This is a genomic window from Tardiphaga sp. vice304 (genome assembly GCF_007018905.1).
Lineage (GTDB): Bacteria > Pseudomonadota > Alphaproteobacteria > Rhizobiales > Xanthobacteraceae > Tardiphaga.
Genome location: NZ_CP041402.1, coordinates 2,870,066 through 2,885,947, shown reverse-complemented (window position 1 = coordinate 2,885,947; position 15,882 = coordinate 2,870,066). Strand labels below are relative to the sequence as shown.

11 protein-coding genes and 1 pseudogene are annotated in these 15,882 nt (G+C 63.6%); 3 read left to right on the top strand and 9 right to left on the bottom strand.

The window, feature by feature from the left end:
- Window positions 1-19: 19 nt before the first annotated feature.
- A complete protein-coding gene (locus tag FNL56_RS13725) occupies window positions 20-2,440 on the bottom strand; it encodes a YbcC family protein (RefSeq protein ID WP_143577909.1) in 2,421 nt (806 codons plus the stop codon).
- Complete coding sequence (locus FNL56_RS13720) at window positions 2,437-4,008, bottom strand: proton-conducting transporter transmembrane domain-containing protein (protein WP_143573211.1); 1,572 nt, start codon at window positions 4,006-4,008, stop codon at window positions 2,437-2,439. The genes FNL56_RS13725 and FNL56_RS13720 overlap by 4 nt, the downstream gene beginning before the upstream one ends.
- A 105-nt stretch (window positions 4,009-4,113) precedes the next feature.
- Here FNL56_RS13720 and FNL56_RS13715 point away from each other — a divergent pair, with 105 nt between their 5' ends.
- Complete coding sequence (locus FNL56_RS13715) at window positions 4,114-4,986, top strand: LysR family transcriptional regulator (protein WP_143573209.1); 873 nt, start codon at window positions 4,114-4,116, stop codon at window positions 4,984-4,986.
- Window positions 4,987-5,409: 423 nt separating this feature from the next.
- Here FNL56_RS13715 and FNL56_RS13710 read toward each other — a convergent pair whose 3' ends face one another.
- Complete coding sequence (locus FNL56_RS13710; protein ID WP_143573207.1) at window positions 5,410-5,796, bottom strand: DUF302 domain-containing protein; 387 nt, start codon at window positions 5,794-5,796, stop codon at window positions 5,410-5,412.
- Between the two features lie 314 nt (window positions 5,797-6,110).
- Between FNL56_RS13710 and FNL56_RS13705 the strand changes: the two are divergent.
- Both FNL56_RS13705 and mgtA read left to right on the top strand, forming a co-directional pair.
- A pseudogene (locus FNL56_RS13705) lies at window positions 6,111-6,774 on the top strand (VIT1/CCC1 transporter family protein).
- A 48-nt stretch (window positions 6,775-6,822) separates the two neighbouring features.
- Window positions 6,823-9,411 carry a magnesium-translocating P-type ATPase gene (gene mgtA / locus FNL56_RS13700; RefSeq protein ID WP_143577908.1) on the top strand — a complete coding sequence of 863 codons (2,589 nt, stop codon included), beginning with the start codon at window positions 6,823-6,825 and terminating at the stop codon, window positions 9,409-9,411.
- An 88-nt stretch (window positions 9,412-9,499) separates the two neighbouring features.
- Here mgtA and FNL56_RS13695 read toward each other — a convergent pair whose 3' ends face one another.
- From FNL56_RS13695 to FNL56_RS13670, 6 genes are all read right to left on the bottom strand, one after another.
- Complete coding sequence (locus tag FNL56_RS13695; protein ID WP_143573204.1) at window positions 9,500-10,321, bottom strand: LysR family transcriptional regulator; 822 nt, start codon at window positions 10,319-10,321, stop codon at window positions 9,500-9,502.
- 28 nt (window positions 10,322-10,349) lie between these two features.
- Window positions 10,350-11,960 (bottom strand): glutamine-hydrolyzing GMP synthase, encoded by a 1,611-nt coding sequence (guaA, locus tag FNL56_RS13690; protein ID WP_143573203.1) that lies wholly within the window; start codon window positions 11,958-11,960, stop codon window positions 10,350-10,352.
- Between the two features lie 182 nt (window positions 11,961-12,142).
- Window positions 12,143-13,450, bottom strand: coding sequence for an RsmB/NOP family class I SAM-dependent RNA methyltransferase (locus tag FNL56_RS13685; RefSeq protein ID WP_143573202.1), 1,308 nt, complete (start codon window positions 13,448-13,450; stop codon window positions 12,143-12,145).
- Window positions 13,451-13,488: 38 nt separating this feature from the next.
- Window positions 13,489-13,839, bottom strand: coding sequence for an MAPEG family protein (locus tag FNL56_RS13680; RefSeq protein ID WP_143573201.1), 351 nt, complete (start codon window positions 13,837-13,839; stop codon window positions 13,489-13,491).
- 216 nt (window positions 13,840-14,055) lie between these two features.
- Window positions 14,056-15,081 carry an NADP-dependent oxidoreductase gene (locus FNL56_RS13675; RefSeq protein WP_143582094.1) on the bottom strand — a complete coding sequence of 342 codons (1,026 nt, stop codon included), beginning with the start codon at window positions 15,079-15,081 and terminating at the stop codon, window positions 14,056-14,058.
- A 96-nt stretch (window positions 15,082-15,177) separates the two neighbouring features.
- Complete coding sequence (locus FNL56_RS13670) at window positions 15,178-15,801, bottom strand: hypothetical protein (RefSeq protein ID WP_143573199.1); 624 nt, start codon at window positions 15,799-15,801, stop codon at window positions 15,178-15,180.
- Between the last annotated feature and the right edge of the window lie 81 nt (window positions 15,802-15,882).

Below are 15,882 nucleotides of genomic sequence, written 5' to 3'. Positions count from 1 at the left end.
AGCTGCCCGCTTCAGCCAATCAGGCCGCAATTTCAGGGAAAGCCGTCGTCCGCTCTTCCCCATGGACCGGTGCCCAATCCAGGTCGCCAATATATCGCCATGCCATCCGGCCGGCGTCGTCGAGCGCGAACAAGTGAAGCCAACGATTGTCGAACAGGGCACACACGCCTGGATGCCGCGCCAGGATGTCGGTCATCGCCTCACGCGGCGCCTCGATACAGACCGACATGCGAAGCGGCTCATGAACATAGCGTTCACCATCATGGACCGACTGCAAGGGGAGACCCGCCCGCATCACGCCGCCGGTGCCTTCGACGACGCCAATGCCGCCGACGACATTGTGCAAGAGCTTGTTGCCGCCACCGAACACCTCGGGCGCGACCGTCGATCCGTAATATTGCAGGCTGATCCAACTCGCCACCACCACCGGCGCCGTCAAAATCAGTTCGAGAACGCCAAAGTCCCGGTCGGCCTTCCATTGATAGTCGTGCAGGAAGGCGCGGCCTGCCAGGTTCTTGCCAGCAGTACGTACGCGTGGCGCGGCAATGAACGAACTACAGCCCGCCAGTGCCCATTCCGGTCTCACCTCAGCCCAATCGCGGCTTCGCCTGGCGAGGCTGCGCTCCCCTGCCCCGCGGGGCAGGCGCAAGGCCCGCTCGCCCCGGGCGATCTTGCCCGCGGCAGCAAGCCAAAGCCGTGCCTGACTCATGTCCGGCAGATGTGCTGCAGAATAGGTGTCCTTGTCATAGAGCGTGACGGCGTCGGTTGTCGTGTCATGCAGGGCGGCGACGAACAGGGTATCCGCCGGTATATCGATCCCTTGCGCAACCAGGCCAGTGCGAACCTCAACGTCGTTTAGCAGGGCGGCCAGCAGCCGTGCATTGACCTCGCCGGAATGGCCGCCGCAGGCGCCGCAGTGCAGCCCGCTGGCATGGGGGTTGTTGACCACATTGGCGCCGTGTCCGACGAAAAGCACCAGCCTCGCAAAGTTCGCCGTCAATGACATGGCGCGCAGCACGGTCTCGGCAGACCGGGTTCGTGCCCCGGTATCCCAGGGCAAATCAGGACGCGGCGCGGGATCGTTCGGCGCAGGCGTGGCGCGCAGTCCCAGCGCATCGCTCACGAGCTTGCTGACGTAAATCGGTCCCGTCGCCTCGACGAACGCAAAGGACGACACGGCGGCCAATTTGAACCGGCCCCAAGCCCGTCTGGCACGGGCCTTGAACCGCGCGGCTTGATCCGCTGCGGCGTCTTTGGGACCGCCCGAACGGGTGGTCATGCCGGGGTTCAGCAACACCGGCAGCCGGTGTTCGCTGACGTCCGATGCGAAGCGGCGGTGCGAGGCCGTCAGGCCAAAGAAGCCCGCGAACCCCAGGGTCTGGATCGCAGGGTTGACGTATTCCAGCGCTCGCCGGAAAACCTCCGACCGCACATCGATACAAAAGGTGGCCTGTATCGCAGGCCGGGCTTCTGCGACCGCCGGGCTTTGCGCTGCAAGCGTTTCAGCCAGCCTCCTTTGCGCCGAGCGTTCCAGGGCCTCCTGCAGGATGGCGTCAACAACATGGTCGGCAGTCGCTTGGACGGGCAAGGCATGCTTGGCGACGACAGACTGCCAGCGAGCACCGATCTGGTGCTCGTAGCGATCGAAAAGAGCCTCTTCCCAGATCAGGCGGATCGCCAAGAAATCGGTGATGGTCGTATCCGTCGTACCACCAAGCTCGGCTTGCCAGCGCTGGTAGCGCGCATATTGCGCCCAGCCGCCTAGCGTGATGAGCATTTGGTGGAAGTAGGTTTGTGCAGCCGCCATTGGAATACCGAGGCGTTGCACGACCCTCGCCTGCACATCTGCCGCGGTTTCCGGTGCCTCCGAGACATGGGTTGCAAAGCCCGACAGGCCAACAATCTCCGGCGTCAGATCGTGAGTCGCGACAGCCCGCCAAGCGGCGTAGGCGCCTCGACCGCGTGGTGCGGCCCACAGCGCCTGTCCCTCATCGAGATAACCCGCCGCCCACGCCCCGAAACGCTCGGCGATGAAACCCGGCCAATTGATCCCGGACACCTCCGCCGCCAGATCAGCAACCGTCGGCAATGCGCTGACCTCCGGTTTCGATCCTTGGACCGCCGCCATCAGCAACCCAAGGTTCGAGGGGCGCAACGCGACCGGCGCAATCGCCAGCGCCTCCGAAAGATCGGCATCGGTGATGCTGCCATCGGTGATCCGCTCGCGATACCAGCTTCGCGGCATGGTGACCGGCGCGCCCGCCACCCGCGCCAGCCGGGCGGCCACCGTGGCGAGACTTTCGTGGGTCTGGCCGAGGAATGGATTGACTGCGACACTTGACGCCAAGGGCCAGACCGGCGGGATCGCCTGTGCAGCTTGATCGGCGGCAGCAATTAGCGCCATTGCGTCGTGCTCGATAGAAGGCTTTGCAGTCGTCATTGCTCGTTCTCCATTCTGACCGGGATGCGTTGCGCAGCCGCCAGCCGCCAGCCGTGCAGCAGCCGGTCGAAAACAGCGTTGGCGTAGAAACCGTTAGAGAGATGTACGCGCAGCCCGGCGGCTGCCGGGTGGTACGCCCAGAGCGGAAACATCGCCTGAACGACCGCCACGACACCGAAGCTGAATACCGCAAGAACGATCAACACCCACTGCAACGGCCCCGGCGGGGGGGCGGCGGGCAGTACGTTCGACGTCAGCCAGACCACGAAGAGTTGCAGGGCGAAATAGCTGACGGACGTGGCGACGGCATAGACAATGGTGCGTTGGGTCAAGGCCCTCGGTGCGGCGTCCGCCAGCCCTTGAGCTAGCATATAGGCAACGCCGAAGATCAGGATCGCGCCCAGTGCAATGGCTTGCGGCGACTCGTGCCGGATGCCAAAACCGACTCCGACGACGGCGTAGATAGCGAGCGCGAGGAAGAAAGCGCGCCTGACGGCGCCGGCCTTGGGAATGGCGACAGGACCAGGCCGACGATTGGCGGCGATCAACTCGACCGCACCGCCCGAAGCGAGGAACGAATGCGCCTTGTAGAGCGAGTGGGCCACGATATGCAGCAAAGCGAGCGGGAAGAGCGCCAACCCGCACTCCAGGATCATGAAGCCCATCTGAGCGACCGTCGACCACGCCAACGACGTCTTCACCGCGGGCTGGGTCAGCATCACCAGTCCCGCAAACAGTGCGGTGAACCCGCCTATCATGACCAGCACAGCCAGCACGCCGGGTGCCAGCAACATCACGTCCGCAAAGCGGATCAGCAGAAATCCGCCGGCGTTGATGACACCGGCGTGCAGGAGCGCAGAGACGGGTGTGGGGGTTTCGATCACCTCGGTCAGCCAACCATGGGTCGGAAACTGAGCCGATTTCAGCAGCGCAGCCACGGCCAGAAAGCCCGCCGCGCCGAGCGCCAGTGCGCCGCCATCGCCAGCGCGCGCTGCACTCAGGATCGCTCCGATCTCGGTCGTTCCGTAGGCCAGCGCCAGCAGCACTGCTGCCACAATCAACGCCACGTCTCCGATCCGCGCGGTGACGAATTTCTTGGCGGCCGCCCGCTGCGCGGCGATCCGCTCGGGATAGAACAGCAGCAGCCGGTGCAGAAAGATGCTCGTCGCGATCCAGGCCACAACAAGCTGGACCAGATTCCACGACAGGATCAGCACGAGGACTGACGCCAGTGTCATGCAAAGCCAGCCCGTGAACGCGCCCTGCCGGGCTTCACCGTCCAGATAGGTGGCCGCATAGCGCACCACGACCCAGCCGATGAACGACACCAACAGAGACATCACGCTGCTGACCGCGTCGAGGTGGATCGCCCCCCCCATCCCCCGCGCATCCGCCCCGCGCAGCATCAGCAAGACGGCCGAAACGATCGCCACCCCCAGAGCGACCAGGGCCAGAGCCTCGGCCAACCGGGGAAGCATCGGCGGCCTATGGCCGGATTTCGAAAAGCCGACGGCCGCGGCAAGCAGGAGCGCGAACGGGGCGGCATAGGGCAACAGATCAATCAGCAAAGAATTTCCCCTCAGCGCATCATGCGGATGGGAAATCAGTACCAAAAGGAAAAAAGCGATAGAAATTCATTGTTCCACGCTTATCGTTCTGTTTTATAGAACGATATGAAAAACCTGAATTTCAACCACCTTCGGTATTTCTGGGCGGTCGCGCATGAAGGCAGCCTCACGCGCGCCGCCGAACGGCTGAACCTGTCGCAATCTGCGTTATCGGTGCAGATCCAGAAACTTGAACATCAGATCGCTCATCCATTGTTCGAGCGCGTGGGCAAACGCCTCGTTCTGACCGAGGCCGGCCAGATCGCGCTCGACTATGCCGACACTATCTTCCAGGCAGGCGACGAGTTGATGAGCACCCTCGACGGACGCCCACTGGCAAACCGCCAGGTCTTGCGGGTCGGCGCGCTGACGACCCTGTCGCGCAATTTCCAGCTCGAATTCCTGCACCCCTTGGTCGGCCGTACCGACGTGGAATTGATCGTGCGTTCCGGAACCATACGCGACCTTCTGGCGCAGCTTGAAGCGCACGCGATCGATGTGGTGCTGTCCAACAGCGCCGCTCCTAGGGACGCACGCGCGCCGTTTCGCAACCATCTCCTCAACGAACAGCCCGTCAGCCTGGTCGGGCGGCCGAGACCTGGCAAAGCGCCGTTTCGCTTTCCAGAAGATTTGCGCAGCGAGCCGATCCTGCTTCCCAGCCTCGACAGCGACATCCGGATCGCCTTCGATCGACTTCTTGAACTGGCGGGCATACGCCCCATCATCCTGGCCGAAGTCGACGATATGGCGATGCTTCGCTTGTTGGCCCGTGAGCGCGAAGGCGTGACCCTGGTGCCACCGATTGTGGTGCGGGATGAACTCGAATCCGGCGCTCTCGTCGAGCACTGTCGTATTCCCCATCTCTCCGAGAGCTTTTATGCCATCATCCTGAACCGACGGTTCCCCAACCAGCTTCTGGCCGAACTACTGGCGAGATAGGACAGCGGATTACTCTGTCAGACCAGGATCACCGCGCCGATCACGCGCCTTGGCGCCGGACCGGATTTGCCGGATGGGTCTGGATTATTTCCATTCTTACATTCAAGAACACCATAACCATTGAAATTGATGAGACAAATCTGGCCACAGACGGGCAGATGCCGACCGCGAGGCCGTCAAAAATCTACGCTTTTGATTTCATTGGGAAATCACCCGAGAAAATATTCTTACGGTTCCAGCATCTATCGGGGTCGATTGCCCCCGGAAGCCCGATTAGCAGTGGTAATTTGTCGACCGCGAGGACCGAAAAAGTACCGTCACGCACGTTTCGATAGCAGGCTCTGCTGGCCGATGTCATCTTCCGTACTATCAAATTGGACGCGGTCTGAAACCTGATTGCTGCCAACGACCCGCCACAAGCACCTAGATCGCGGCAACCGCGTCGGCCAGCAGATCCCGCACCTGCCTCGCAACGCTGATGAGTTCAGTGTTCTCGATCGCTTGCATCGAGGCTACCGGATCGACGGCGCTGACTTCAACGCCGCCCTCAACCTCCCGCAGGATGACGTTGCAGGGAAGCATCGCGCCTACCCGCGGTTCGATGCCGATTGCCTGATGCGCCATCTTTGGGTTGCAGGCGCCCAGAATTCGGTAACCCTTCATCTCGATATCGAGCTTCTTTTTCATCGTCGCCTTGACATCGATTTCGGTCAGGACGCCGAAGCCATGGTCCGCAAGCGCTTTTCGCGCGCGAGCGTCGATGTCGTCGATGCCCGCCTCGGAGATCATCCGATTGATTGTGTAGCTCATAGATCATCCACTTCCAGGTTGGCCGGATGCTGCAGTCGCAAATCCGATGCGACGTCTTGTTGACAGCTTCCCTTGCGCTCTTCCGTTCAACGCCGACACCGCCGAAATCGGCATTTTCTACATAAGACCTGCTCTTGCGGGCCTTTTGCACATCGGCTGCCGAAGTGACGAGCTGCCACAGTAACATCCAAGCTCTTTATGCCCGACCGATGAATCGGCTCCACGATCACCTTTTCGTTTCCAACTCCCCTGTTCTGGCTATCAAAGCACACGCCCGAGGCGTAATATTATAGCAATAATACTTGGGACCTGACATGTCGCGCCTAAATACGCATCCCGCATCTCATCTCGTCTCGCGCATCGGCTGGCTGCGGGCGGCAGTGCTGGGTGTGAATGACGGCATCGTCTCGACCGCAAGTCTAATCGTCGGCGTGGCGGCGGCCTCGGCCGCGACCTCCGAGGTGCTCGTGGCGGGCGTGTCGGGACTTGTGACAGAGCGCCATGTCGATGGCGGCAGGCGAATATGTCTCGGTCAGCTCGCAGTACGACACAGAACAGGCCGACCTTTCGCGCGAGCGCGCCGAACTCGCCACCCAGCCCGAGTTCGAACGCGAGGAACTGGCGCGAATCTACATCGACCGCAGCGTGTCGCCCGATCTGGCGCAACAGGTCGCGGACCAGTTGATAGCCAGGGACGCTCTGGGGGCCCATGCCCGCATCCAGGCGGCACTGACCTCGGCCGCGACCTTCGCCGTCGGGGCCGCAATGTCATTGGCGATGGTTCTGCTGATACCACGATCCGCGCTGGTGGTAGGAGCCACCGTCGCTTCTCTCCTGTTTCTGGCCCTGCTCGGCGCGATTGGCGCGCGCGCGGGCGGTGCAAATGTGATGGAGGCGACGCTGCGTGTGACCTTCTGGGGCGCGCTTGCCATGACGTTGACGGCGGGGACCGGTGCGCTGTTCGGAACCGTGGTTTGATCGCGTCTCCGCGCCGCAGCGACCCATCCCGGATGCTGGGGGCAGCCCATGGCAGACGCAGCGCGTGCCGCGAGGTACTGGAACGAGGACCCCACTGCCCTGGCCGCGTCTCTGGGCGCGGGACCGGGCGGTCTCACGTCGGATCGGGCGGCATCGCAGCTTGCAACCGTGGGCCCCAACAGCGTCGAGGATGCGCCGCGCCTGAGCGCCCTGCGCCTTATGCTGCGGCAGTTTGAAAGCCCGCTCGTCCTGATCCTGGCCTTTGCGGCGGCCATTTCCCTTGTTCTTCAGCAATGGGTGGATGCGGGGATCATCCTGGCCATTGTACTGGGCAGCTCGCTTCTCAGTTTCTATCAGGAGTACCGGGCCTCGACGGCGGTCGAGGAATTGAAGAAACGCCTCGCGCTGACGGCACGCGTCCTGCGCGACGGGGCGGAACAGGTGCTGCCGGTGACGCAGATCGTACCCGGCGACGTGATCCTTCTGGCGGCCGGAAATCTGATCCCCGCCGATGGGATCATCCTTGAGACGCAGGATTTCCTCGTCAGCGAAGCCAGCATGACGGGCGAGTCCTTTCCGGTCGAGAAGCGGCCCGGCGTCGTCGCCCCCGATGCCGCGCTTGCCGAAAGGACGAACACCGTATTTCTGGGCGCCTCGGTGCGCAGCGGCACGGCGAAGGTCATGGTCGTTCGGACCGGTCACCGGACGGAATTTGGCGCCATTGCCGCGAGGTTGCGGGCGCGCCAGCCCGAAACCGACTTCGCGCGCGGTGTTCGGCAGTTTGGCTATCTGCTGATCCGCGTGATGGTGATCATCGTCCTGTTCGTCCTGACGGTGAACCTGCTGCTCGACCGCCCGGTGATCGAGTCGCTGCTCTTCGCGGTGGCCTTGGCCGTCGGACTGTCGCCCGAACTCCTGCCTGCGATCATCAGCGTGACGCTCTCCGCCGGCGCACGCGCCATGAGCAAGCGCGGGGTGATCGTGCGGCGTCTCGATGCCATCGAGAACTTGGGCAGCATGACCGTGCTGTGTACCGACAAGACTGGCACGCTGACCGAAGGCACCATCGTGCTGAGCGAGGTGCTGGATGCGGCGGCCCAGCCATCGGACGAGTTGCGGCGGCTCGCCTATGTCAATGCCGCGCTCGAGACAGGGATCGAGAACCCGCTGGATGCCGCCATTATTGCTGCCGGTGCATCGGCCGGACTAACGACCGCAGGACTGACCAAGATCGACGAAATCCCCTACGACTTCGTACGCCGCCGCTTGACCATCGTGGTGGCTGAGAGCGCCGACCCCGGAAATCACCTGATCGTCACCAAGGGTGCATTCTCGAATGTTCTGGACAGTTGCACGGCGTTCGAGCGCGATGGCGCCGAGGTGCCGCTGGACCAAGTTGCGCGCGCAAACCTGGACGCCGTGTTCAAGGCAAAAGGCGAAGAGGGTTTCCGAGTTCTCGCGCTGGCCACACGCCGCGTTGCCGCCAAGTCCGACTATGACCACGACGACGAGCGCGACATGGTGTTTCGCGGCTTCCTCGTGTTCCTCGATCCTCCGAAGCCCGAAGCGCGGGAAACGATCGGGAACCTCGCCCGGCTCGGCATCGCCATCAAGGTGATCAGCGGCGACAACCGCCATGTCACCGCGCACATGGCCCAGGCGGTGGGGCTGGACGCCGCGTCAATGCTGACAGGCGAGGATCTGGCGGGGATGAGGGACGAGGCGCTGTGGCACCTCGCGCCGCGCACCGACCTCTTTGTCGAGATCGACCCGCAGCAGAAGGAGCGCATCGTTCGCGCCTTGCAGCGCACCGGCCATTCGGTCGGCTATCTGGGCGACGGCATCAACGACGCGCCGGCGCTACACGCCGCCGACGTGGGCATCTCGGTTGCCGAAGCCGTCGACGTCGCCCGCGAGAGCGCCGACATCATCCTGCTCAGCCGGGATCTGGACGTGCTGCGCCAGGGTGTCGAGGACGGGCGTCGCACCTTCGCCAACACGCTCAAGTACATCTCGATCACCACCAGCGCGAATTTCGGCAACATGATCAGCATGGCGCTGGCTACGCCGCTTCTGCCCTTCCTGCCGCTGGCGGCCAAACAGATCCTGCTCAACAACTTCCTGTCAGATCTGCCTTCGCTCGCGATTTCCAGCGACAATGTGGACCCCGAGCGCGTCTCCAGCCCGCAGCGTTGGAGCGTCAAGGATATCCAGAGATTCATGATTGTATTCGGCCTGATCAGCTCGGTCTTCGACCTGCTGACCTTCGGCGTCCTGCTCTACATCTTTCAAGCCGGCCAGGCGGCCTTCCAGACCTCGTGGTTCATGATCTCGCTGCTCACCGAGCTGGCGGTGGTGCTCGTTCTGCGGACCCGCAAGCCTGCCTTCAGCAGTAGCCCAAGCCGGTTGCTGCTGTGGTCAACCCTTGTTGTCGCGGCCGCGACGTTTGCGGTTCCGTTCCTCGGCGAGGCAAGTGCGCTGTTCGGCTTCGTGCCGCTTTCGACTATGGAACTGGCTGCTGTGGTGGCGATCGTCGGTGGCTACATCGTGGCAACGGAAATGGCAAAATCGTGGTTCTTCGCGCACGAGTCGGCCAGACCTTTCCGCTCTGCGTCCAATGCTGGCGGGCGCAGCTGACCCAGATCGACGAACGCGCCCGGCAAGGCGTAGCGACTGTTCCCTTGGCTAGCCCGACGTGTGAAAAGCCCCTGCCTACAGGGGGAAGTCAGGCTGCACGGCCCATGGAGGCCCAATCTTCAAGGACGAGGCGGAGGGCGCCCTGGCGCACCTGCGACAGAACATAAGGCTCTGGCAGGTAAGCCAGCCCCGCACCGGCCGCCGCCAGCGCGACGGCGAAGGGCGTGTCGTCGATGGTGATTGCGCCCGGGACGTCGAGCGCGAACGTCTCCTCGCCGCGCTCAAAGTCCCAATGGTAGATGCGATCATTGCCAAGCCGGATGCGGTGGTAACGATGATTGAGCAAATCATGAGGGTGCAGAGGAACGCCGTGCTTCTCCAGATAGGCCGGAGCGCCTGCTACCACCCACCGCATTTCGGCCGAAAGCCGTTGCGTCACCATGTCCTCAGGCACCGTGCCACCGTAGCGGATACCGGCATCTGCCCCCGCCTGCACGACGTCCAACAGATGGTTGGAAACCTGGACATCGATTTCGATGTCCGGGTAGCGCTCGACGAACACGGGAAGAACCGGGGCGAGCAGAAGCGCACTGGCATGCTGCATGACGTTAAGGCGAATACGGCCAATCGGTTCGTCGCGATGCCGGTCGAGTGCCAAGGCTGCGCCTGCGATTGCCTCGAATGGCCCCACCAGCGCGGCAAAAAACTCCTCGCCAGCGGCCGTGAGGGTGACGCTCCTGTTGGTCCGGTTGAGCAGACGGACGCCGATCCTCGCTTCCAGGCTCTTGAGAGCATGGCTCAATGCAGAGGCACTGACACCGAGCTCCAGCCCGGCGCGACGAAAGCTGCGATGCCTCGCGATCGCAAGGAAGTAGTTGAAGTCGGCTAGATCGGCTCGGCTGGTCGACATGGACGAACCCTGCTCGCTTCGACCGGCCTCACTCCCACTCGATCGTCCCGGGCGGCTTGCTGGTGATATCATACACCACGCGGTTGACGCCCTTTACCTCGTTGATGATGCGCGTCGCGGTCTCGCCGAGGAACTTCATGTCGAACGGGTAGAAGTCCGCGGTCATGCCGTCGGTGGAGGTCACCGCGCGCAGGCCGACGACGAATTCGTAGGTGCGGCCGTCGCCCATCACGCCCACGGTCTTCACCGGCAGCAGCACCGCAAAGGCCTGCCAGATCTTGTCGTAGAGGCCGGCCTTGCGGATCTGGTCGATATAGACCGCGTCGGCATTGCGCAGGATGTCGAGTTTTTCGGAGGTGATCTCGCCGGGGCAGCGGATCGCGAGGCCGGGACCGGGGAACGGATGTCGGCCGACGAAGATTTCCGGCAGGCCGAGCTCGCGCCCGAGCACGCGGACCTCATCCTTGAACAGTTCGCGCAAGGGCTCGACCAGCTTCATTTTCATGAAGTCCGGCAGGCCGCCGACATTGTGGTGCGACTTGATGGTCACCGACGGGCCACCGGTGAACGACACGCTCTCGATCACGTCGGGATACAGCGTGCCCTGCGCGAGATAATCCGCGCCGCCGATCTTCTTGGCCTCGGCATCGAACACGTCGATGAACAGGCTGCCGATGATCTTGCGCTTCTGCTCGGGATCGGTGACCCCTGCAAGCTTGCCGAGGAACAGTTCTTCAGCCTGCACGTGGACCAGCGGGATGTTGTAGTGGCCGCGGAACAGCTCGACGACGGTCTTGCCCTCGTCCTTGCGCAGCATGCCGTGGTCGACGAACACGCAAGTAAGCTGGTCGCCGATCGCCTCGTGGATCAGCACCGCCGCGACAGCGGAATCGACGCCGCCGGACAGACCGCAAATGACGCGGCCGGTGCCGACCTGGGAGCGGATCTTCTCGATCGCTTCCTCGCGGAACGCGCGCATGGTCCAGTCGCCGGTGAGGCCGGCGACCTTGCGCACGAAGTTGCGGATCAGCTTGGCGCCGTCCGGCGTATGCACCACTTCGGGGTGAAACTGCATCGCATAAAATTTTCTGACATCATCGGCGATCACCGAAATCGGCGAGCCCGGCGCCTTCGCCACGGCGCGAAAACCTTCCGGCAGCGTGGTGACGCGGTCGCCATGGCTCATCCAGACGTCATATTGGCCGCCCTTCTCCCAGACGCCGTCGAACAGCGCGCAGTCGTCCGTGATCTCGATCTTGGCGCGACCGAATTCGCGGTGATGACCGGCTTCGACGGTGCCGCCGAGCTGCTGCGCCATGGTCTGTTCGCCGTAGCAGATGCCGAGCACGGGAATGCCGGCATTGAGGATCGACAGCGGTGCGGCGGGAGCGTCATGGTCGAGCACCGAGGCCGGGCCGCCGGACAGGATCACGGCCTTGGGCTTCATCTCGGCGAAGGCGGCTTCGGCCTTGTTGAACGGCACGATCTCGGAATAGACGCCCTCCTCGCGCACGCGGCGCGCGATTAGCTGCGTCACCTGCGAGCCGAAATCGACGATCAGAATCTTGTCATGGATGTCCGCGGCCACATGCGGCGACGGATCGGACGGCGATACGGAAGTGTTGCTGGGGGCTGTCATAGCGAGCCATTACGCGACTCCCGGCGGCGTCGCAAGCCCGGAAAGCCGGCAGATGGCAGCCCTGCACCGCCCTATCCCCCGTCATTGCGAGGAGCCCTTGCGACGAAGCAATCCAGTCGTTGCCGAGCTCGTGGCTCTGGATTGCCGCGTCGCTTCGCTCCTCGCAATGACGGGGATGGGCCTTAATCGGCCTTCTTGCGCGCCAATACCGAGACGAAAAACCCGTCCGTGCCGGTCCGCCGCGGCGTCATCAGCAGGCCTTCCGGGCTCTGGTAGGTCGCGGCGGCAAAGGCTTCCGCCTTGTCCCACAGCACCGAAATCACCTGCTCGGCCGGCACCACGGAAAAATCCGGGTGACGGGCAAGGAAGCCGCGGATCTGCTCGTTGTTCTCCTGCGGCAGCACCGAACAGGTGATGTAGGCGATGCGGCCGCCGGCCTTCACCAGAGGCACCGCGCGCTCCAGCACCTCGATCTGGTCCTTGATCCGGACCTCGAGCGCGCCCGGGCGCATTCGCCACTTGGCATCGGGGTTGCGGCGCCAGGTGCCGGTGCCGGTGCATGGCGCGTCGATCACGACGAGATCGGCCGAGGCGTGGATGTCGGACAATGTGTCGTCCGGGCCCTTCGGGGTGCGGATGTCGCAATTGTGCACGCCCGCGCGCGACAGCCGCTCATGGATCGGCGCGAGCTGGCGCTTGTCGCTGTCGGTGGCGATCAGCCGGCCCTTGCCCTGCATCATCGCCGCCAGCGCCAGCGTCTTGCCGCCGGCGCCGGCGCAGAGGTCGATCACCTGCTCGCCGGGCTTGGCGCCCGACAGCTGGGCTGCGAGCTGCGAGCCCTCGTCCTGCACCTCGATGGCGCCCTTGATGAAATCTTCCTCGGCATGAATGCCGGGATTGCGGGCATCGGCGCCGAGATCGATCCGCAGCCCCATCGGCGACCACGGCGTCTCCACAGCGCCGAGATGCTTGACCGAGCCCAGCACCTTCTCGCGCTTGGCCTTCAGCGTGTTGACGCGCAGATCGAGCGGCGCGCGGCTGGCCATCGCGGTGGCTTCGGCGACGCGGTTGTCACCGAACACGGCGGTCAGATGGCCGTCGAGCCATTCCGGGTAGTCGCCGGCAATATGCGCCGGGGCGTCATCGACCGTGCGCGACGACAGTGCGGCTAGCTCGGCGTCGCTCAATGGCTCCGGCGAGAACCGGCCGCCATCGCACAATGCGGCGATCGCCTCGACGTCCATCTTGCGCTCGGCCTTCAGCATGCCGAGCACGCGGGCGCGCGGCGTGTCGCTGTTCATGATCCAGGCGCTGGAGGCGCGACGGCGCAGCACGTCCCACACCAACCCGGCGATGCCGGCGCGATCGCCGGAACCGGCGTAGCGGTGCGCAGTGCCCCACTCCTTCAGCGCCTTGGCGGCGGGCACGCGCTGGGTGTCGATGGCCTCGATCAGTTCGATCGCGGCGGAGAGTTTTGCGGCGGGAGTCATGGCAGTCTTTCAACAATGAAGAAGGAGCGGCGCGCGCTTCAGATCAGCAACAGCATGCGCAGCGCGAAGTAGAACCACATCGCCAGCAGCACCAGGGCACCGGCCAGCCAAGCCTGCGAGCGGCTGTTGCCCGCGACATAAATACCGGCGTGCAGGAAGCGCGTCACGACGAACACCCAGGACAGGCAGACCAGCACCAGATCGATTTTTCGCAACGGCAGGCCGATCGCGATCAGTGCATAGAACAACAGATCGAGCTGCGAGGCGTGATTGGTGGCCTCCGACGCCTCATTGCGCGTCGCCGCCCCGCCCCGTCCGGTCCAGAAAAAAAGTCCGAGCGTCAGAAACACCAGCACGAAGACCGGCAGCAATACCATTTGAACCGTCATCGACATCTCTCCTGCGCGGCGAAGCGCGAGCTATAGACCCCGCGCCGGCGGATGACAATTCGAGGCGGCCCCCACGCCGGCCTTCCCCGTCATTGCGAGGAGACCTTGCGACGAAGCAATCCAGTTCTTCGCTTGTGGCCTTCTGGATTGCCGCGTCGCTTCGCTCCTCGCAATGACGGAGGAGAGGCCGGCAGGTGACGACGACAGCGCTCGGCGTTAAACTTTGTCCGGCCCGACGCGCACCAGTTGCTTGCCGAAATTCTTGCCCTTGAGCAGGCCCATGAAGGCCTCCGGCGCGCTGTCGAGGCCTTCGGTGACGAACTCCTTGTACTTCACCTTGCCCTCCTTTACCCAGACCGACATGTCGCGCAGGAAATCGCCGCGGCGACCGGCGAAGTCGCTGACGATGAAGCCGCGGAAGGTGAGCCGCTTGGTGAGAATGGTACGCATCATTTTGCCCGCCCATTTCGGCGTGGTATCGGCGGTGTCGCTGTAGGAGGCGATCAACCCGCACACCGGAATACGCGCAAAGAAGTTCAAGAGCGGAAACACCGCTTCGAATACCTCGCCGCCGACATTCTCGAAATACACGTCAATGCCGTCGGGGCATGCCGCCTTCAGCTTGGCGGCGAAATCCGGATCGCGGTGATCGAGGCAATCACTGAAGCCGAGCTCGTTCTTGACGTAGTCGCACTTTTCCTTGCCGCCGGCGATGCCGACCGCGCGCGCCCCCTTGATCATAGCGATCTGGCCGACGGCTGAACCGACAGCGCCCGAGGCTGCAGCAACCACCACGGTCTCGCCGGCCTTGGGCTGGCCGATATCGAGCAGGCCGGTGTAAGCCGTCATGCCGGGCATGCCGAGAATGCCGATCCCGGTCGAGATTGGGCCGAGCGAGGGATCGATCTTGCGCAGAATATTGCCATCGACCACCGAATAGGTCTGCCAGCCGGAATGCGCCAGCACGAGATCGCCCTTGGCCACGGCGTCGCTGTTCGACGCCATCACTTCGCATACGGTGCCGCCTTCCATCACGGCATCAATCGCCACCGGCGCTGAGTAGGACGCGGCGTCATTCATGCGCCCGCGCATATAGGGATCGAGCGACAGCCAGATCGTACGCAGCAGCACCTGGCCCTCGCCCAGCTCCGGCATCGCGTAGTCCTCAAGGCGGAAATCCGACGGCTTCGGTTCGCCATGCGGACGGGCGGCCAGAACGATGCGCTTGGGAGATGCGGTCATGAGATTTCCTCGGAGGTTTCTTGTTGATCGTTGCTCGAGATTACAAAAACGCGGCGCGCAAAAATCGCGCGCCGCGGGGTCGTCGTCAATATCGGTTCAGGCGGTGATCTTCGCCAGCACGGCATCGAACGCGGTGGTCGCGGCCGGCAGATCCTTGAAGGTCTTGATCTCGCGCGAAGCCTGCGCGTCTTTCTCGGCGACGGCCGGATCGATCGGCGTGAACGACTCGCCGCCTTCAACCATGCCCTTGGGGCCGCCGACCAGAAATTCATGATCCTCGACAGGCTTGTCCTTCTCGAGCCAGACGCCGAGCGTGGCGATGCTGTTGCCGCGCCGGTGCGAGATGTAGCGATCGATCGCCACGCTGCCGTCACGCTGGCTGCCGCCGAGCTTGGCGAAACCCTTGGCGTCGAGCAGCTTGTGCGACTTGAAGCCCTTGACGCCGACCGACGCCGCCTTCGCGGTCTCCTCGGTGAGGTCGTATTTCTCGGCCATCGCCTTGCCGACCACGGCGAGTTCGCCCGCCATGTCGTGCTCGAACTGCTTGCTCTCGGTGCGCGGCTGGCCGGCCTTGCGCGGCTTGTTGGCCTGGCGCTTCTCGAGTTCGGCGGTGCACTGCGCGACGATCTCGGCGACGTCCTTGCGCTCGGCGTTCGCCAGCAGGTTTTTCAGATCCGGGGTGGAAAGCGCGGCGACGCGCTCGTCTGTCCAATCGACCATAATATCCAACGTTCTCTTCTGACGATGGCGAGAGGGTTCTCGCAAAACCGCGTCACCCGCCCGTCAAAATCGAGGGGCGGC